15 protein-coding genes are annotated in these 17,076 nt (G+C 63.5%); 2 read left to right on the forward strand and 13 right to left on the reverse strand.

Annotation, left to right across the window (positions count from 1 at the left end):
- Positions 1 to 142 precede the first annotated feature (142 nt).
- A complete protein-coding gene (locus CSZ94_RS09020) occupies positions 143 to 661 on the forward strand; it encodes a hypothetical protein (protein WP_102121180.1) in 519 nt (172 codons plus the stop codon).
- Between the two features lie 6 nt (positions 662 to 667).
- On the opposite strand, the gene CSZ94_RS09025 is transcribed toward CSZ94_RS09020, so the two are convergent.
- From CSZ94_RS09025 to CSZ94_RS09055, 7 genes are all read right to left on the reverse strand, one after another.
- Positions 668 to 1,468 carry a hypothetical protein gene (locus CSZ94_RS09025; RefSeq protein ID WP_146009778.1) on the reverse strand — a complete coding sequence of 267 codons (801 nt, stop codon included), beginning with the start codon at positions 1,466 to 1,468 and terminating at the stop codon, positions 668 to 670.
- A 15-nt stretch (positions 1,469 to 1,483) separates the two neighbouring features.
- Positions 1,484 to 2,500 (reverse strand): DUF4424 family protein, encoded by a 1,017-nt coding sequence (locus CSZ94_RS09030; RefSeq protein ID WP_180977412.1) that lies wholly within the window; start codon positions 2,498 to 2,500, stop codon positions 1,484 to 1,486.
- Positions 2,500 to 5,331 (reverse strand): ATP-binding protein, encoded by a 2,832-nt coding sequence (locus CSZ94_RS09035; RefSeq protein ID WP_102121183.1) that lies wholly within the window; start codon positions 5,329 to 5,331, stop codon positions 2,500 to 2,502. The genes CSZ94_RS09030 and CSZ94_RS09035 overlap by 1 nt, the downstream gene beginning before the upstream one ends.
- An 8-nt stretch (positions 5,332 to 5,339) precedes the next feature.
- Positions 5,340 to 6,074, reverse strand: coding sequence for a hypothetical protein (locus CSZ94_RS09040; protein WP_102121184.1), 735 nt, complete (start codon positions 6,072 to 6,074; stop codon positions 5,340 to 5,342).
- Positions 6,067 to 7,449, reverse strand: a complete 1,383-nt coding sequence (locus CSZ94_RS09045) for a hypothetical protein (RefSeq protein ID WP_258000873.1) — start codon at positions 7,447 to 7,449, stop codon at positions 6,067 to 6,069. The genes CSZ94_RS09040 and CSZ94_RS09045 overlap by 8 nt, the downstream gene beginning before the upstream one ends.
- Positions 7,450 to 7,660: 211 nt before the next feature.
- Entirely contained in the window at positions 7,661 to 8,425 is a 765-nt protein-coding gene (locus CSZ94_RS09050; protein ID WP_102121186.1) for a DUF3108 domain-containing protein, read from the reverse strand.
- The gene (locus CSZ94_RS09055; RefSeq protein ID WP_258000874.1) at positions 8,426 to 9,544 is read right to left on the reverse strand and encodes a DUF3108 domain-containing protein; all 1,119 of its coding nucleotides are present in this window, start codon (positions 9,542 to 9,544) and stop codon (positions 8,426 to 8,428) included.
- Positions 9,545 to 9,693: 149 nt separating this feature from the next.
- On the opposite strand from CSZ94_RS09055, the gene CSZ94_RS09060 reads away from it, so the two are divergent.
- Complete coding sequence (locus tag CSZ94_RS09060; RefSeq protein ID WP_102121187.1) at positions 9,694 to 10,398, forward strand: PhaM family polyhydroxyalkanoate granule multifunctional regulatory protein; 705 nt, start codon at positions 9,694 to 9,696, stop codon at positions 10,396 to 10,398.
- A gap of 21 nt (positions 10,399 to 10,419) precedes the next feature.
- Here CSZ94_RS09060 and CSZ94_RS09065 read toward each other — a convergent pair whose 3' ends face one another.
- The 6 genes from CSZ94_RS09065 to pdxR form a co-directional block, all read right to left on the reverse strand.
- Positions 10,420 to 10,635, reverse strand: a complete 216-nt coding sequence (locus CSZ94_RS09065) for a hypothetical protein (RefSeq protein WP_010394693.1) — start codon at positions 10,633 to 10,635, stop codon at positions 10,420 to 10,422.
- 64 nt (positions 10,636 to 10,699) lie between these two features.
- A complete protein-coding gene (locus CSZ94_RS09070; protein WP_102121188.1) occupies positions 10,700 to 12,430 on the reverse strand; it encodes a tetratricopeptide repeat-containing response regulator in 1,731 nt (576 codons plus the stop codon).
- A gap of 11 nt (positions 12,431 to 12,441) precedes the next feature.
- Entirely contained in the window at positions 12,442 to 13,161 is a 720-nt protein-coding gene (locus tag CSZ94_RS09075; RefSeq protein WP_102121189.1) for a sensor histidine kinase, read from the reverse strand.
- A 139-nt stretch (positions 13,162 to 13,300) separates the two neighbouring features.
- Positions 13,301 to 14,932, reverse strand: coding sequence for an FAD-dependent 5-carboxymethylaminomethyl-2-thiouridine(34) oxidoreductase MnmC (mnmC, locus tag CSZ94_RS09080; protein ID WP_102121190.1), 1,632 nt, complete (start codon positions 14,930 to 14,932; stop codon positions 13,301 to 13,303).
- Complete coding sequence (locus CSZ94_RS09085) at positions 14,932 to 15,495, reverse strand: DNA-3-methyladenine glycosylase I (RefSeq protein ID WP_102121191.1); 564 nt, start codon at positions 15,493 to 15,495, stop codon at positions 14,932 to 14,934. The genes mnmC and CSZ94_RS09085 overlap by 1 nt, the downstream gene beginning before the upstream one ends.
- 38 nt (positions 15,496 to 15,533) lie before the next feature.
- The gene (pdxR, locus tag CSZ94_RS09090; protein WP_102121192.1) at positions 15,534 to 17,030 is read right to left on the reverse strand and encodes a MocR-like pyridoxine biosynthesis transcription factor PdxR; all 1,497 of its coding nucleotides are present in this window, start codon (positions 17,028 to 17,030) and stop codon (positions 15,534 to 15,536) included.
- Positions 17,031 to 17,076 lie beyond the last annotated feature (46 nt).

Here is a 17,076-nt window from a genome sequence, read left to right on the forward strand (position 1 = left end):
CGCTCATGGCGGCACTTGGTGACAAGGCATAGTGCGTTCATGCCAAGCATATGTCAACCAGCAACTTTTACCGTTTGACAAGCATCGCCGCCCGCCCCTATCTCGCTTACAATCGCTGTTTTACCCGTACCCGAATGCCTACATGGAAACCACTACCCTCGCCCTGCTGCTCCTGGTCCCACTGCTGGTCTGGCGCATTTATTCACGCCTGAAGAAACTGGTGGCGCGCCAGAAATCGCAGCTGTGGCGGCACTGGAGCGTGGCGATCGCCTTGCCCGCGCTGCTGCTGTTCCTGGCAACGACGACGAAATTCGACGTCCTGCCCCTGTCCAGCCTGGGCGCGGCTGCGCTGGCCGGTGGCTGGCTGGGCGTGCTGGGCTTGAAGCTGACGCGCTTCGAGCAAGTCGGCAAGGATTTCTTTTTTACCCAGCACCGCTACCTGGGCCTGGCCATCACGATGCTGTTCATCGCCCGCTTGCTGTACCGCGGCATGGAAATCTACCTGAACACGCGCCAGGACGTGCCCGTGCCGCCGCCACCGTTCGGCCACAGCCCGCTGACCATGGCTGCCTACGGCCTCGTCATCGGCTACTATGCCGTGTATGCGTGGGGCCTGCTGCGCTGGCGCCAGCGCAACCAGCCCTTGCAAGCCGCCGAATAAGCCGGGTCAGTAGTACTGGCACAGGCCTGCACAGCTTGTCACCGCCAGCGCCTGGCGTATCGTCGCCAGCGCCGGCGCCAGGGCGGGATCGAGGTCCTTGTCCGCATCAGCGAGGCTGATCAGCAGGCGTTCGCGCAAGGGCGGCGCCATCAGATTGGCATTCGCCGTAGCGTGCTGCGCCGCCGCTTCCAGCATCCGCTTCTTTTGCGCCACGTTCCAGAACGGCACCTGCACAAACTGCACCACGTTCGCAAACATGGTGCTCGATCCCTTGCTGAAGGCGCGGGCGCGCATGCGCTCGGCACCGCTCACCTCCTGCGCCGGCTGCGTGCTGAACTCGGCTTCCATCAAGCCGATCAAGTGCGCATGGCAATGCATGCCAAAGGCAAAGAAAGTACTCATTTCATCGCCATAATTGGCCAGGTTCTGCGTCACTTGTTCCTTGCGCGCCTGCTGCAATTCGGCGCCAGACAGCGGCAGCGGCAGCGCGAGGCCAAATTGGTAATAGGCCTTGCCCAAGTTGGTGGCACGCTCGCACAGGGCCACGCTCTGGTTCATGTCCTGCAGCGCCGCGACGGGCGCCTGGAACAGGCGCGGCGCATCGCTCATCCGGGCAAACAACGCTGCCACGTCAGCGTCGCCCAGGCGCGGCAAGCCGCCTTGTGGCGTCGCCTTGGCCATCAGCGCTTCCAGCTGGCCGCTGGCTTGCTGGAAATCGGTATAGCTGTCGGCCCAGGCTGCAGGCGTGGCAAGCAGCGCGCCCAAGAACAGGCTACGCAGACGGCGGGTGAGAATCGGAGTGGGCAAGGCGCTGTCTTTCTATTACTTCAGCAAGTAATGGGGGCGCAAGGCAGGCGCCTCGCCCGTATTCTCGCTGCCGCCCTCGACATTGCCGAAATACACGTTCAAATCCTGCTGCGGACGGAAGTTGCGCAACTTGACTTGCAAGGTGGTGGGATTGATCTTGGTAAACGTGCCAGGGAAGCACAGACTGATCAGCTCGTCCGGCTTGCCTTTGACCAGGTTCAAGGTGAAGTCTTCGATGCCATTCTTCCAGGTGTTGCCCGTCTTCAGGATGTATGAGACCCACTTGGCATTGACGAAGCCGCTTTCGCCTTGCTGGGCTGCCAGGCGGTTCCACGTCTTGTAGAAGGCCTTGTCGCCGCAGTATTTCTTTTCAAATGCATTGCCATCGCCCAGGTAGGACGCACCGGGGCCGGCCGCGACGAAGGGCGCATATTGATGGCGCACGCGCACCGTTTTACCGGCAGGGAATTTCTGCTGCCACTGGTAGACCACCGTCACGGACCAGGCAGGCACCCATTCTTCGTCTTCGGACAGCTTGGCCAGCAAGCCTTCGGCCACCATGGCTTTTTTCTGCGCGGCGGTCAAGGGCGCCACCTTTTTTCCGAACGGGCTGAATGACGGGAAATAGGCGACTTGCGCGTCCGACAGGCCCAGCTGCGCCAAGCGCGCCGTCACATCACGGCCGTCGAGTTTGGCGATCAGCACGGTCTGATAGTCCTTGCGCTTGCCGTCAACCTCGATCGAGAACTGCTGCGGCTGGCCATAGTACGTGGGCGACTGGTGGTAGCCGGCCTGGTAGGCAGGCAGCGGGAAGATGATGGTCTCTTCCACATCGCTTTTCGATTCGTTGAAAAATTCGTACTCGACCTTGATCAAGTCCGTGCTGACGGTCAGCACTTCCTTTTTCATGGCCACGGCGTCGGTCTTGCCGACGATAATGCCGCCCGCGCTGACCGAACCGATGCCGTCATTGGCCATCGCTGGCGCCGCGAACGCCAGCGCCAGCGCGGCCGACAGCAGTAAATGGCGCATCACGCCACCTTGCCCGATGCCGGATCGACTCGGCGCTGCAGCACGAAAATCGGTTGTGCCCATTGCGTATCCTTTTTCTTCTTGCTGGTGATCAAAGTCAGCTCCGATGGATCGTAGACATCTGTGTTGTGCGTCAACGGCGTCGTCATCAGGTATTGCGCTTGCGTGTTTTTCAGGAACTCGCCCACCAGCTGGATGTTGCGGATGTCGAGGTGGGCAAACGGTTCGTCGATGAAGACGAAGCCGCCGGAACCGTCTTCCGATTTCAGCAAGCCGATTAACAGCACCAGCGACTTCATCACCTGCTGGCCGCCCGATGCTTCGCCATCGTTCATGCCGATCACGCCCTTGCCGTCAAACTTGAAGCGCACGTGCAGGCCCGCCTGCGACAGTTGCACGTCGTCGTTTTCCAGGCGCACCGGGTCGGCATGCACTTCGATGCCGGCCAGTTCGCCCAGCTCCTTGATGTTCTTGCTGTAAGTCTTGATGGTGTAACGCAAGCGCTCCATGTAAGCGCCACGCGCGTTGCCCGTCGCTTCGATGGCGCGGTTATTCTGGTAGCGGCGCTCGTCCGTTTCCGACTGGCGGCCATGCAACTGGTCCGACAGGCGGTGATGCTGGTCGATGACGGTAGCGTCGAGTTCCCAGTCGTCTCGCGCCAGACTGTTTTGCAGGCTGGCCACGCGCAGATCGACCTGGTGCGCATTCTGGTGCTCGGCCACGAGCGCCGCGCGTCGGCCCGGCCTGCGCCAGCTTTTCGGCAAATGGCGCCACGCATGGCGCAAGGCCAGCAAGGCGCGCGCATGCTCGGCGCGCTGTTCAATTTGCTTCTTGTAACCGAGGCGCGATCCCGCTTCCGCTTCGGACAGGGCCAGGCGCGCGTTTTGCCACACGGTATCGACACGCGTACGCGCCACGGTGGCGTTCTTGGTGAGGTTTTGCAATTCGCCCAGACGGCCACCCACTTCCAGGCGCTCTTCCTTGAGCGGCTTCGAATTGCGCAACGCTTCGGCGAATTCATCCTGGCGCGCACTGAGTTCCTTGGCCGCGTCGACGCCGGCGATGCGCGCCTTCAGCGCGCCCACTTCGGCCGCCAGCTTCGAAATCGCCAGGGTCAAGGTATCTTCCTGCCCTTCCAGGCCCGGCAGCGAGCGCAGCAGCGCTTCCAGGCGGCCGCTGCGGCCAGCCTGGCCGAAACGGTAGCGCGATGCTTCCACGAACAGGGAGCGGCCGCCGCGGCGTTCGCGGTGATACGCCTCGGGTGTGATCCACTCTTCGTGGTTGCCCAGCTTGAAGCCCGCCTCCACGGAATCGACCCGCGCGATGCGCGACAGCTGCTCGATCAGCCAGCTGGGCACGGGCGCGGAAAATTTCACCACGGCCAGCAGGCTCTCGTCCTTGGCGACGGGCGCGGTGACCAGCTCGGGCACGATGAAGTGGCGATAGCGTTCCTTCTCCGCCAAACGGTAGGCGCTAGACGCATCCTTGGCTTTATCGAGCAAGACGACCGAAGCGTAACCGCCCAGCACGCCTTCGACGGCGCCCTGCCAGCGGCTGTCCGTCACTTCGACGATATCGGACAGCATCGCGTGGGCAATGCCCGCATCGCGCAGCGCGCGGCGCATGCCGCGCACATTGTCCGGCTCCGGCATGGCCGTCTTGCCTTGCAGCGCGGCAATGGTTGCCTGCTCAGCCGCAATGCGCGCCGACAGGGCGTCGCGCTGCTGGCGCTGCTGCAGCAATTGCGCTTCCTTCTGTTCCAGCTGGGCCGCCACTGCGGCGATATCGCTGCCCGAGTCGGCCGCCAGCTTGTGCAGACGCTCCTTCTGTTCCAGCAGGCTGTCCAGCGGTTTCAATTTCGCATTGATCAGGGAAAGGCGACTCTGCAGACCAATGGATTCCTGCTCCAGCAGGGTTTCATTCATCTGCGCGTCGGACAGGGCCTTGGCCTGCGCGGCCAGCGCATTGCGTTTATCGGTCAGTTGCTGGTCCGCCTGCGCCATCGGTTTGCGTGCATCGCGCAATTGCCGGCTGGCAATGGCGGCCTTTTCGCGCGCCTCGTGGTACTGCAGGCTGGGCAGCACTTCTTCCAGCAGGTTGCGACGTTCCTTGTGCAACCCTTCCCACTGGTGGTAATTGGCCACGCGCAGGCGCAAGCCTTCCAGGTTGGTCTTCGACGCTTCAAGTTCCGTCTCGAAACGTTTCAGTTCCACTTCCGTATCGCGTTGGTGGCGCTTGGCTTCGTCGTAGGCGTCCAGCACTTCCTTGTCGCCGAAGACCTGGAATACCAGGTCGAGCAACTGGCGCGGCGCGTATTCGCACAATTTGTCCGTCTCGCCCTGCTCCAGCGCCAGCACTTTTGACATGGCCGGCGACAGGCCCGCATTGGCCAGGCGCTTGCGGTAGTTTTCCACGCCCAGCCAATCGTTGGCGTCCGTGATGTCCTCGATCTGCACATTGCCCGGACGCATCAGATACTGGCGCTTCCAGTCGCCGCCATTCTTCTGGATCTGGCAAAACAGCGTCACTTCATCGTCGCTGAAGAAGCCGGAACTGCGGAACGGGCGGTTCGACAGCTGCTTGCCCACGTTCTTGTTGTCGACCACGGCGCGCAGCCAGGCCGTCTGCTGGCCCGAGTGGCGCGCATAGTGCTTATACGTGCGGCCCATCGAACAGTCGAGGCCGAACAAGGTGCGCAAGGCGTCGAGCAAGGTGGTCTTGCCCGAACCGTTCTGCCCCGCGATGGTGATGATCTTCGCGTCGAGCGGAATATTCTTGATGCGCTGCCAGTAATCCCAGTGCACCAGTTCAAGTGATTTGATATGAAACATGGGCGCTTTCAGTGAGGGAGGTCGGACGCAGGCTCGTCGCCCGCGTCTGGCAAGTCGCCGCTGTCGGCGGACAGGTCATCTGCCAGCTCGGCATCGGGGTCGACAGCCACCAGGCGGGCCGGCGCGCGCTTGAATACGTCGGCCAGGGCGCCATTGATGATGCGCTCTTTCAAGACGTCGGTGTCCATCATCAGGTCCAGCAGCGGACCTTCCAGGATAAAGTCGCCGCGCCGCTCGATGAAACCCAGCTTGGCCAGGGTGCCCAAATTCATGTCCATGCGCGTCTTCTTGCCCAGCTTGTCGCCGAAGTCGGACAGCAGCGCCTTGTAGGAAATGCCGATCGAGGCGTCTTCCGCGCGCGGCAACGGCTTTTCCGTGCCAAACATGTCATTTTGATCATCATCGGCGTGCTGGTGCGTTTCCTGGCGTTCGCGCTTGGGCAGGATGATCTGCGCCCACAGCACCACCAGCAAGGCGACGCCATCGCGTGCCAGGCCGAAATTATTGTTTTGCCACACGTCGCGCGCGCCGAAGATCTTCGGCTCGATGGTGCGCGTCAGAGCCAGGGTGACATGGTCGGCATACACGTTGTCGAGCAGTTTCAAGCCGCAGGCCAGCAGGCGCGCATCGATCTCGGCGCGGAACAGCTCGTCGGACAGCACGCGCTTGACGAGCTTGTCGTCGCGGCGCAGGGTTTGATGCGTGAGCAGGCGCGCAATCAGGATTTGGGAATCGTCATTCATCGGCTGTGCCGCTATCTAAATCAAGTGAAACATTCAGTGAAAGCGAGGCGATCGACATGGCCGCCACGTGGGGGTCGGTCAGCTGGACCATCTCGTCGGTCGGTGTAAAGGTAATCGGCAAGCGGGCCAGTTCGGCCGTCGAGCCTTGCAAGCTCGCTTCGGACACATCGCCCAGCAGCGGCAGCATGGAGGCGCGGTACGAGGCCACGGCAAAGCTGGCCGGCAGCAGGGAATCCTGCACGGGCACGCTCTTCGGCCCCTCTTCCCCTATGCTGGGGAAATTGCCCAGGCTGGCAAAGTTCGACAGGCGTTCGAGCAAGTCATCGAGTTCAAGCTGCATGACGGGTCCGTCGCTGATGGTGGTGGGGGCATCTTCGCCGCTGGGCAGGCCCGTGTTGGTCACGCCTGCGGCCCGTTCAGACAGCAGTTCCGTTTCGGCCACATCGATCATCTCGGCCGGCGTGGAGAACAGGGGCACGACGGGCTGGTCGATGGCACCCTCGGCCAGGCTGGCCAAGTCTTCATGCAACAAAAGCCAGCGCTTGATGTCGGTGGTCGACAGGCCGGACTGGCCCAGGTGCACGCGCTGGCGCTCGATCTGGTTCAGGGCGCGCGAAAACATGCCTTGCATGTTCAACAATTTACTTTGCGCGCGGCCGATCGCCTGCGCCGCCTTGTGCGTGGCGCCGTCCGCATTTTCATCGGAGGTGATCGCCACGAGAATCTCGGAACCCTTCTCCACCCAGTCGCAAGCCATATTCCATTTCGCCTGCGCCGTGCGTAGCCGGAATTCGGAACCGGAAGCGATGGCGTCGGAAAACTCTTCCGTCAAATCCACCAGACGCCCCAGCAAATGCTGGAGTTGCTCGACCGACACGCCGCCCACGGCTTGCGCACCGGCCACCTGCGACAATAAAAAGCCCATTTCCGCTTCATCTTCCGTCTGGCCCAGACCCAGCAAGCTGTCGATGGCGGACAGCACATTGCGCGCCATGGGCGTGACGCGGTACACGCCCTGCTGCGCATCCCAGGCCAGCAACTGGTTCGAGCGCAGGCGCAACAAGACCGTTTCCAGGCTTTCCGGCAACAGATACGCCAGTTTCGTGTTGATATCGGCGCGCGTGTAGGCGGACGTGGCCGCATCGGACGCCAGCTCGCGCAACACCAGCAGCCGCACCAGCACGCCATCGAAACCGCCATGGAACAGGGCCGTAAACACTTGCAGCAAGGGCTGCGCCCGCTTCAAATGAAAAACTTGCTCAATTTCATCGGCCGAAATATTGGGCTGAAAATGCGCCTGCAAGGAATCGTGATGTTCTTGCTCTGTCTGATGTGCATCCGTAGCCACGGCTGCACTTGCCATTATATCAATCATTCTTTTCCGGATGAGTGTTCAGCGGGCGGCGCAGCGGGCTAACGCGGCGCTGCGGGGCGGGGGCGTCAGTATATCAGTTCTGACATGCAATTTAGCGTGCGGGAGGGGGCGCTGCGGACGCGGCGCAACACGGCCGGTACGCCGTTCCGGGCCAAGAGGAAAAAACTGGGACGCAAACGCGGCATGCCAGACCCCGCACGTTGGCAAGCACTTACTTTTTAACGATCTTTTGCAGGGTTTGCTCGACGTAATCGCCGCCGTCCGCGTCGGCAAACGTCACCTTCACGGGATACCATTCCAGCGACGGTGCCAGCCACAGGTCCACTTGCTGGCCCTTCTTGTCCGGCGGCGGCGCCTTGACCAGGTGAATGGCGGCAACCTCCCCCATGCCCGTGCCTACCGGCTCTTCCTTGACGACCTTGAAGGTCCACGGTTCGGCATCGTGCGCGCCGGCCACGAAGAAAGCCCATTCCGAGCCGGGGACGAATTTTTCGGGCGCGGCGCGCGCCACGCTGGCCAGTTGCCAGACGGCGCTGTTGCGGTCTTGCTCGCCGCCTTTCAGCGGATAGGTTTCATCGCCTTCGCCAAAGACGATGGTCTTGCTGTCGCGCTTGAAGGTGGTCGTGACGGCATCCTTGCGGAAGCGCTTTTCCACGAACTGGAAGGGCGCCAGGCCGAAATCGTCGACCGTGCCTTCGCTGCGCTGCTCCAGGATCTTGCCGAACAGGGCAGCCTTGGTTTCGGCCAGCAGCGTATACTTGCCGTCGCCCACGCGCCAGTTGCTGACCGATTCGCCGGACAGCCCGATGCCGCGCTGCCTGGCCTTGATCGAGTAGACGAGGTCTGCCGATGGCGCCAGCTTGTAGGGGCGCTTGATGGCGGGATGCTCCACGGGCGCATCGGCCATGGCGGGAGACAAGGTGGCGGCCAGCAAGCTGGCGAGCACAACGCGTTTCAAAGTCATCAAAGTAGTCATTTATTTTCCTGTAGCGTCATTGACGCGAATGTGGGTCACGGTTTGCGTGGTCAGCGCCCCGCTCGCTTCGGTATTGCGTATTTGTACCGGATACCATTGCATGGACGGCGCCAGCCAGATATCGAGCTGCGATGAATAGGTGCCGGGCTTCGGTGGCCGGCGCACATGCCAGGTCACCAGGCGGCCCATTTTGGTGTCGAGCTCTTCCTCGCCCACCAGCTGGAAGCGGAACACGGTCGCTTCCTTTTCCTCGCCGACGAGGATATCGATATTGCCGGCCAGCTGGTTGACGTCGGCGCGGCCGATGGCGGCCAGCTGGAACGGCACGCTGGCCTTGTCCTGCGCCCCTTCCTGCCATGGCGTCGTAGCCGTCGAGGCCGAAAACGTGATGGTCTTGGCATCGCGGTTGAAATGCGTGGCCGTTTGCGCGCGGCCCTTGCGTTTCTCCGTGGCCGTGACGGGCACGATACCGCTGCCATCGATCACGCCCTCGCTGCTCAGCACCAGCAGGTTGATGCGCGTGATCAGCATGCTCAAGCCCACTTCCAGTGTCAGCTGGTAGGTATCGCCTTTATTGTCCCAAGCCATGGAGGCCACGCCCTGCCACTTGGTGCCATCGGCATCGCGCCGGTCTACATGCAGGTCGAACTGGGCCGAGGCAGGCGCATTCGTCTTGTAGTGCCGTGCCTGTTCGACGGCCGGTGGCGGCGCGCTGGCCGGCGCGGGCGCGGCCGCCACGGCTGGCGCAGGCGCCGTGAGGGCCGGGGCAGCCACGGCGGCCGGCTCGGAGGTGGCCGGGCCTTCCGGCACGTCGCTGGCGGGCGCCGTCCACTGGGGCGCTTCGCTTGACACCAGCGCCGTCGGTGGCGGCGGTGGCGGCAGCCTGGGCTTGGGCACGGGCAGCAGTTCGGGCGGCGGTGGTGGCGCCAGCACCGGCCGGGGCTTGGGTGGCTCGGCGATCAATGCCATGCTGACCACTTGCGCATGCTCCTGCCCCAGCGGCACCATGCTCGCACGCGAGGTGAGCCACTCCAGCGCCACGTAATGCAGTGCGCCGATGAGCGCGACAAAAATGACGGTACGGCGGCGCTGTGGCGAAAAGAAGGAGTCAGGCATCATAGGCAGTAGTGTAACGCTTTCCCTCCGTTTTCCGCTTCTTGCCCGCGCTCAACTCCTGATGTTTTATGTAAGTAAATGTTCGCAGCGTTGCATCAGTTGCAAGCTGATATCTGCTACGCTAGGGACATCCACCTACCAGGAGATTTCGCATGGCAAATCCGCAAATGCCCCAAATACCGGGCGCAGCAGTTGTGACCGATACCCTCGACTTCGTCAAGAACCTGTGGGGCAGCATGAGCGTGCCCGGCATGGGCATGCCAGGCATCACGGCGCCCACCATGTCGGTGGAAGAGCTGGACAAGAAAATCAGCGACTTGAAAGCCGTCGAAGCCTGGCTGAACCTCAACACCAGCATGCTGCGCGGCAGTATCCAGGCGCTGGAAGTACAGCGCGGCACCATCGCCACCCTGAAATCGATGGGTGCTTCGCTGGCGGCGGCCATCACCCAGCCAGGCGCCAGCGAGAAAACCGTCTTTGAATCGGTGCCCTACGCTTCCGCGTTTTTCCAGCATGCAGCGCCTGCGGCACCTGCACCGAAACCGGCACCTGCGCCAGCGGCTGCACCGGAACCCGCTGCGGCGGCGCCCGACGATGCCGGCAGCCAGGCAACAGCCCAGCTGGCCAACCCAAGTGCCTGGTGGAATTTGTTACAAGATCAGTTCAAGCAGGCGGTGTCGACGGCAATGTCGCCCGATGCTGCCAGCGGTGCAGCGGCTGGAGCGACGGCCAAGCCAGCGGCCAGCAAGTCCGCCAAGCCTGCAGAAGCAGGCACGGCAGCCAAGGCCAAGGCCCCGCTGCGCAAGGCGCCCGCGAAACGCGCAGCGCCCAAATCCAAAACGCCAGGCAAGGCCTGACGCGTCAAGCCGGCGATATGATCAGGCGATACGATGAATGCGGATCGCCTCGATCATGTTGTCGGCCTGGCGTTTTACGTCACCGATCGTGATCAGGCCTTCGTCGGCCAGCGCCTTGGCGTGCTCGTACGAAGACTGGAATGTTTCCAGCGTGTCTCCCTTGGCGGCGACCGGGCGTACCCAGGCAATACTGCCGACTTTCATTTTTTTGTACACTTCATTGACCACATCACGCATAGTTTCTTCCTTATTGTTGTAAAGCAACTCAAGCACGGGCGTACCCACGCTGGCCCCTAGTTTATCATCCGGCACGCTCGCGCACGGATTTTCCCCCTTTTTCCGGCGCCGGCGGCGCTTTTTCCGGCATCTCGACGGCCAATTCCGGCCCAGGCGGCGGCGTCAGCTGTACCACTTGCTCCATCAATTGCGCGAAGCGCTGCTGCCCTGGTGCAATTTTGTCTACATACAACAACACTTCCATGGCCTCGGCCGCCAATGCTGCCTGATAGCCGCGTTGTTCCAGGAAAGACACGATGATTTGCGCGGAATTGAACAGGATGCGCAGATTGTTGGGCAACTTTTCGCGCGCCGCCCGCATCCAGGCGACCGCCTCGTTGAGCTTGTCCGTCTTCCACAGCAGTACGCCCTTGTTCATCAAGTCCGACGCTTCCTTGCGCGCAGCGATGATCAGGCTGGTGCCTTCGTCGCCCATCTTGGCCTTGTCGAAGATCTTTTGCACCTCGTCCTGTACCACCTGATTGTCGTGGTTGTTCTTCACCACATAGCACAGTAGACCGGACGGCGCATCCTTCACGCCGACGGCGAACAGCAGGGTGGCCAGTTCCATACAGATACTTTTTTCGGGCCGCGCCGGGTCTTCTGCCAGCATGGCTTCGAGTTCGTCGCCGCACTTGCGCGCGCGCCGGTAATCGCCCGTTTCATGGTGCACCATGCCTTCCGTGATCTTCGCGCGCAGGCCAATTTGCTCGGGCGGGAATTCGCGCTGCGCCAGCAGCAGCCATTGCAGCGCCTCCTTGGCATCCTTCTTCAAGCCGCACACGCGCGCCAGTCCAAGGTAGGCATCGGGCGTCTTCATGACGGAAAATTCACCGATGGAAATACACTTGCGAAAAGCCTTTTCCGCCATGCTGACATTGCCGACTTTCAAGGCGGCCAGCCCCAGGTTGCGCTGGCGCGGCACGGAATTGGGCGACAGGCGCGCCGCTTTTTCCAGCACGCCGCACGCTTCCTCGTGCTGACCCATCAGCTGGTAAGCGACGGCCATCTGATCGTAGGCGTCGATGTAATACTTGTTTTCGACGATCACGCCCTGGAATATCTGCCGCGCCGCCTCGTGCTCGCCGTTATTCATGCGGATCTTGCCCAGGCCCGCCCTGGCCCAGCTGTAATCGCGCTCGGCCAGCACTTTTTCGTACACGGCGCGGGCCTTTTCCGGCTCGCCGCTTTTCAGCAGCAGCGACGCCTTCATGCGTAGCAGTTCCAGCGCGTGCAGCTTGTTGACCTCGATCTGCGCGTCGCACAATTTGGCCGCGCGCAGATAATCCTTTTCCATGCAAGCCTGGTCGATCTCGCGAAACACCTGCTTCTTGTGCCACACGCGGTTCAGCCGCGTCAGCAGCACGCCTTCCGTGATGGGCTTGATCAGGTAGGCATCGGGCTGATGCTCGGCCGCGCCCATCACCGATTCGACGCTTTTCTCGGCCGACACCATCAACCACACGCTCGATGGCGCCGTCAGGTTGCGCACGCGCGTCTCTTCCAGCACTTGCTGGCCATTCTTGCCTTCGCCCAGGTTGTAATCGCACAGCACCACGTCATAGCGCGTCTTGGCCAGCAGCTTCATGGCTTCGCCGCCGCTGGCCGCCTGGTCGATATGGCGCGCGCCCAGGTTGCGCAAGGATTCGCGCAGCAGGATGCGGATGCCGATGAAGTCATCGACCAGCAGATAATGCTTGTCGGCCCAGTCGGTGCTGCCCGCTTCGGCGGCGGTGGCGTGGCTGTCTGTCGTCATGGCATCCTCGTTCAGGGCAGGCGCAGGATGAAACAGCCGCCGCCCAGCGCGCCGCCATTTTCCAGGGCAATGCTGCCGCTGCTGCCCCGGTGCTTGTGCATCTTCGCCACGACACTGGAAAAATACAGCCCCAGCCCCGTGCTGTTGGTGGAAAAGTTCACGCCGGCCGCCATGCCATCCATGGCCGCACTGCCCGCGTCAAGCAGCGCCTGCGAGTAGCCGTCGCCATTGTCTTCCACGCGCAGCTCCAGCAAGGCGTCCACCTGGCGCACGGACAGGCGGATCGTATCCTTCGTGTAGCGGATGGCGTTGTTGATGGCATGCGTCAGCACGCCGATGACCAGGTCTTCATCCAGGGTCCAGATCAGTTCCGGCGGGCAAGCCGTCTGCAGGCGGATGCCTTTCGAGGCCAACAGGATCTTTTCCTGGTCCACCACCTGGTCCACCACCTGGCTCACCAGTTGCGGCTGCACGTCGAAGGGGTAGCCGGGCTTGCCCACTTCCTTGTACAGGGCCAGCAGCTGGATCAGGTTATCGTTCAGGCGCTTGGTCTGGTACAGCATCTGCGCCATCTGCAGGTAAGCGGGGTCGGCCTGCGGCGCAGGCTTGGCCTGCTCGGCCGCCAGCAAGGATTCCAGCGTGCCGCTGACCACGCTGATCGAGTTTTTCATGTCGTGCACGGTCGACGCCAGGAACAGGAAAAGCTCGGGCGAGCTGTGTTGATCTTCCACCGGATATCTCCTTGGGGTCGCAGCTTGAATATTGCCAAGGATAAATTATACCGCCAGCGTGCCGGCGCCAGCCAGCCGCGCGCAAAGTCCGTGACCTGATGCAACAATGCGGCCCGCTGCGCAAACGGAGAGGGAGAACTTATGCGTTACGGCGGCGTTCGCGCAGCAGGAAGCGCGCAGGATCCAGGGCGGCGGCCAATTGACTCTCCAGCGGCAGCGGCTCTCCCTCCAGCTGGCACGCCAGCAGCTCGGCCACCAGCGGCGCCCAGATCAGGCCGCGCGAGGCGTAACCGAGCAAACCAAACAGGCCGGGCCAGCGGGGCACGTCGCGCAAGCGTTCACAGCGGCCCGGCACGCCCGGGTCGGGCAAGGCGCCCCCCAGCGGCAGGCGGTCCGGCGCCATGCAGCGAAAGCCCGTGCGCCCGGCCAGCGGCGCGTCAAACGCAGGCACATCGAAGATGGCGGCGATCTTTTGGATATTGTCGTGCTGACTCGATGCGCGCACCTCGGCATCCGCGTCCGCATCGTAACTGGCGCCCACGCACACGATGCCCTGGTGCGCCGGCGTCATGTAGGCTTCGCGACAGACGACGAACGGCAAGGATGGCAGACTGCCTTCGACCAGGTGCGTGACCTGACCACGCACGGCGTCCAGCGGCAGACCGGCAGCCTGTTCAAAATCCACGGCACCCGTGCCTGCCGCCAGGATGACGGTGGGCGCCGCCGCGATCAGGGCACCGTCCGCATCGCGCACCAGCCATTCCTCATCGCCACGCTCCAGGCGCAGGGCGCTGCTGGAAAAGCGCCGCGTGAGCAAGGCGCCGCAGGCGTCCAGCATGGCCGCGCAGACGGAAGACGGTCGCGCCCAGCCACCCTGTTCGAACCACCAGGCGCCATCGGGCGCCGGCGCGCCCAGCATGGCGGTCGCCTCGGGCGCTTCCAGCCAGCGGGCGAATTCGCGCGGATACAGGCCACTGGCGGCGATCTGCCGCTGCACCTGCGCATGCGCGCCGTCGCGCGCCAGGTGCAGCACGCCGCTTTGCACACCCTCGATGGCGGCGCCGATGCCGCCCAGGTCTTTCCAGCGGCTCAGCGAGTACAGGTAGGCGGCGCGCACCAGGCGCGTGGCGATATTGTCATCCTTCGACATCAGCGGCATGAAGATGCCGGCCAGGTTGCCCGACGCTTCGCTGGCCGGCTGCGCGTGGCGCTCGACCAGAGTCACCTTCCAGCCGCGCGCGGCCAGCCGTTCGCAGGCAGCCGCGCCGGCCACGCCCGCGCCGATGACGATGGCGCGACGCTCGGGCACGTTGACGGCCGCGTGTTCACCGCGCCGCGCATAAAACACGGCACGCAAACGGCTTTCGTCGAAGACAAATCCGTTTTTTTGCAGGGCCGTGCGCTGCGCCTCGTCCAGGTGCACGGCCTGCAGCAGGCCGCCGTCCATCATCAGGTGCGCCAGCACCGGCGTGGCTGCCGGCACCCAGGCCAGCAGCACTTCATCGATGCGTGCCGATATCTGCGCCAGGCAGGCATCGGGCTCGCCAATCAGCACATCGAGTGTGACGAGGCCATCGCGCGAGACCATGCGGTGCAAGCCCGGCACGCAAAGCGGCCACTGTGCCCGCCACTCTTCGGGCAAGTGGGTGGCGTCGACGGGACGCGGCGCCAGAGCGATGTAATGCAGGCGGCGACCGCCATGCGCCGCACAGGCAGCGCGCAAGCGCGCGCCGTCAAAATCCGTGTCGAGCAGGACCAGCGCGCGGCGCATCAGTGCCCCGCACGGCAAAAGCAGGTCGGCGCATGGTCGTTGACCATGCCGATGCCCTGCATGTAGGCGTAGATAATGGTCGAGCCGACGAACTTGAAACCACGCTTGAGCAAGTCTTTCGACAATGTATCGGACAAAGCCGTCTTGGCGGGAAAGGCGCCCGGCTGCCAGCTGTTGACGATAGGCTGGCCATCGACATACGCCCACAGGAAGCTGTCCAGGGTCTGGCCTTGCGCGCGCAGGCGCAGGTAGGCTTGCGCATTCGTGATGGCCGCCGCCACCTTCAGGCGGTTGCGCACGATGCCGGGGTCGAGCAGCAGCTGCGCCACCTTCTCCGAGCCATAGGCGGCGATCTTTTCCGCGTCCCAGCCGTCAAAGGCCGCGCGGTAGGTGTCGCGCTTGTTGAGGATGGTCTCCCAGCTCAGGCCCGCCTGCGCGCCTTCCAGGTTCAGCATCTCGAACAGCCGGCGCTCGTCGTGGCAAGGCACGCCCCACTCCGTATCGTGGTAATCGAGATAGCGGGGATTGGCCGGATTGGCCCAGGAGCAGCGGATGGTGGTCATGGTTGTGTTCTTCATGTGCAGGCAGATGCCAGTATAGTTTATCGGCCGCGCAAGAGGCGCCCCAGTTCCAGCAAGCCGTGCTGCATCTCGGCCGGGGGGATGGCGGCAAAGCCCAACAGCAGCCCGGGCGGCGTGGTGCAGGCGTCGCTGGCGTCAGGGTCGGCATAGTGGCCCAGCGGGCGCAGTTCGATGCCCCGTTCCAGCCCCGCGCGCGACACCGTTTCTTCATCGTGGCCGCCGCGAAAATACGCGCACAGTTCCAGGCCGCTGTCGGTCGGCCCGCACACGATTTGATCGTCGAGTTCACGCGCGAGGCCGTGCACCAACTGGTCGCGCCGTTCCGCATTGCTGTCGCGCGTGCGACGGATATGCCGGCCAAAGTGGCCCTCGGCGATGAAGTCGGCCAGCGCCATCTGCGGCACGATGGCCGTATGGCGGTCCATCACGGCCTTGGCTTGCACCAGTGCCTCGGCCAGCGCGGGCGGAGCCACCATGTAACCGAGGCGCAGGCCGGGGAACAGCACTTTTGACAGGGTGCCCACGTAGACCACGCAGCCATCGCGGTCCAGGCTTTGCAGGGACGCCAGCGGCGCGCCCGAGTAGCGGTATTCGCTGTCGTAATCATCTTCTACCAGCCAGGCCTTGTTGTGCGCGGCCCAGGCCAGCAGGGCCAGGCGGCGCGGTAAACTCATGCTCACGCCCAGCGGCATCTGGTGCGATGGCGTCACGTAGGCCAGCTTCGCCTGCGGGCAGTGCGCCACGCCATACGCCACGTCCAGCCCCTGCGCATCGACGGGAACGGGAAACACGCGCGCGCCGGCCGCGCGCAAGGGGCCGCTGGCGCCCCGGTAGCCGGGCGACTCCATCCAGGCCGCGTCGCCGGGTGCCAGCAGGATGGTCGACAGCATGAACAGCGCCTGCTGCGAACCGGAGGTAATCACGATCTGCTGCGGCGTGCAGTGGACGCCACGCGAGGCCTTCAGGTACACGCACAGCAATTCGCGCAACGGCAGGTAGCCGGCCGGGTCGCTGTAGCCGAACTGGTGGTCGGGGCGGCGCCAACGCCGCGCTTCCAGGCGGTTCCACACGTCGAACGGGAAATGGTCGATGCGCGGCATGCCGACGCGAAAAGCGCGCAGCGGGCCCCGGTGGAACGCCACCTGGCGCATGGCCGCCACCACGCCTTGCCCGCGCGCCGACAGGGGCCGCAGCAGGCCGGGCGCGTCAAACTTGCCGGCCGGCGCGGCCACAGGTACGGACAACGGAACGTCGCGACTGACAAAGGTGCCGCGCCCCACGGCGCCATCGAGATAGCCTTCCGCCGTCAACAGCGCATACGCATTGAGCACCGTCTGGCGCGACACGGCCAGCAGGCGGCAAAAGTCGCGCGTGGGCGGCAACTGCATGCCGGCACTCATGCGGCCATCGAGGATGGCGGCCTTGATGGCCGCATACAACTGGCGAAACAGCGGTTCGGTGGTGCCGCGCTGCAGCGGCAAGGCGGCGATGATCTGGTTCAGATGGGAGGCTGGCATGGTGGCACTCTTGAATTGGTAGCTTCAAGATAGCACTTATTGGATG

It is taken from the genome of Janthinobacterium sp. ROICE36, assembly GCF_002869965.1.
Classification (GTDB): domain Bacteria; phylum Pseudomonadota; class Gammaproteobacteria; order Burkholderiales; family Burkholderiaceae_D; genus Janthinobacterium.

Coding starts and splice junctions, on each gene's coding strand:
- CSZ94_RS09050 (WP_102121186.1), bottom strand. CDS start 8,425: ATGACTACTTTGATGACTTTGAAACGCGTTGTGCTCGCCAGCTTGCTG.
- CSZ94_RS09065 (WP_010394693.1), bottom strand. CDS start 10,635: ATGCGTGATGTGGTCAATGAAGTGTACAAAAAAATGAAAGTCGGCAGT.
- CSZ94_RS09045 (WP_258000873.1), bottom strand. CDS start 7,449: ATGATTGATATAATGGCAAGTGCAGCCGTGGCTACGGATGCACATCAG.
- pdxR (WP_102121192.1), bottom strand. CDS start 17,030: ATGCCAGCCTCCCATCTGAACCAGATCATCGCCGCCTTGCCGCTGCAG.
- CSZ94_RS09040 (WP_102121184.1), bottom strand. CDS start 6,074: ATGAATGACGATTCCCAAATCCTGATTGCGCGCCTGCTCACGCATCAA.
- CSZ94_RS09060 (WP_102121187.1), top strand. CDS start 9,694: ATGGCAAATCCGCAAATGCCCCAAATACCGGGCGCAGCAGTTGTGACC.
- mnmC (WP_102121190.1), bottom strand. CDS start 14,932: ATGCGCCGCGCGCTGGTCCTGCTCGACACGGATTTTGACGGCGCGCGC.
- CSZ94_RS09035 (WP_102121183.1), bottom strand. CDS start 5,331: ATGTTTCATATCAAATCACTTGAACTGGTGCACTGGGATTACTGGCAG.
- CSZ94_RS09020 (WP_102121180.1), top strand. CDS start 143: ATGGAAACCACTACCCTCGCCCTGCTGCTCCTGGTCCCACTGCTGGTC.
- CSZ94_RS09085 (WP_102121191.1), bottom strand. CDS start 15,495: ATGACCACCATCCGCTGCTCCTGGGCCAATCCGGCCAATCCCCGCTAT.
- CSZ94_RS09070 (WP_102121188.1), bottom strand. CDS start 12,430: ATGACGACAGACAGCCACGCCACCGCCGCCGAAGCGGGCAGCACCGAC.
- CSZ94_RS09030 (WP_180977412.1), bottom strand. CDS start 2,500: ATGCGCCATTTACTGCTGTCGGCCGCGCTGGCGCTGGCGTTCGCGGCG.
- CSZ94_RS09055 (WP_258000874.1), bottom strand. CDS start 9,544: ATGATGCCTGACTCCTTCTTTTCGCCACAGCGCCGCCGTACCGTCATT.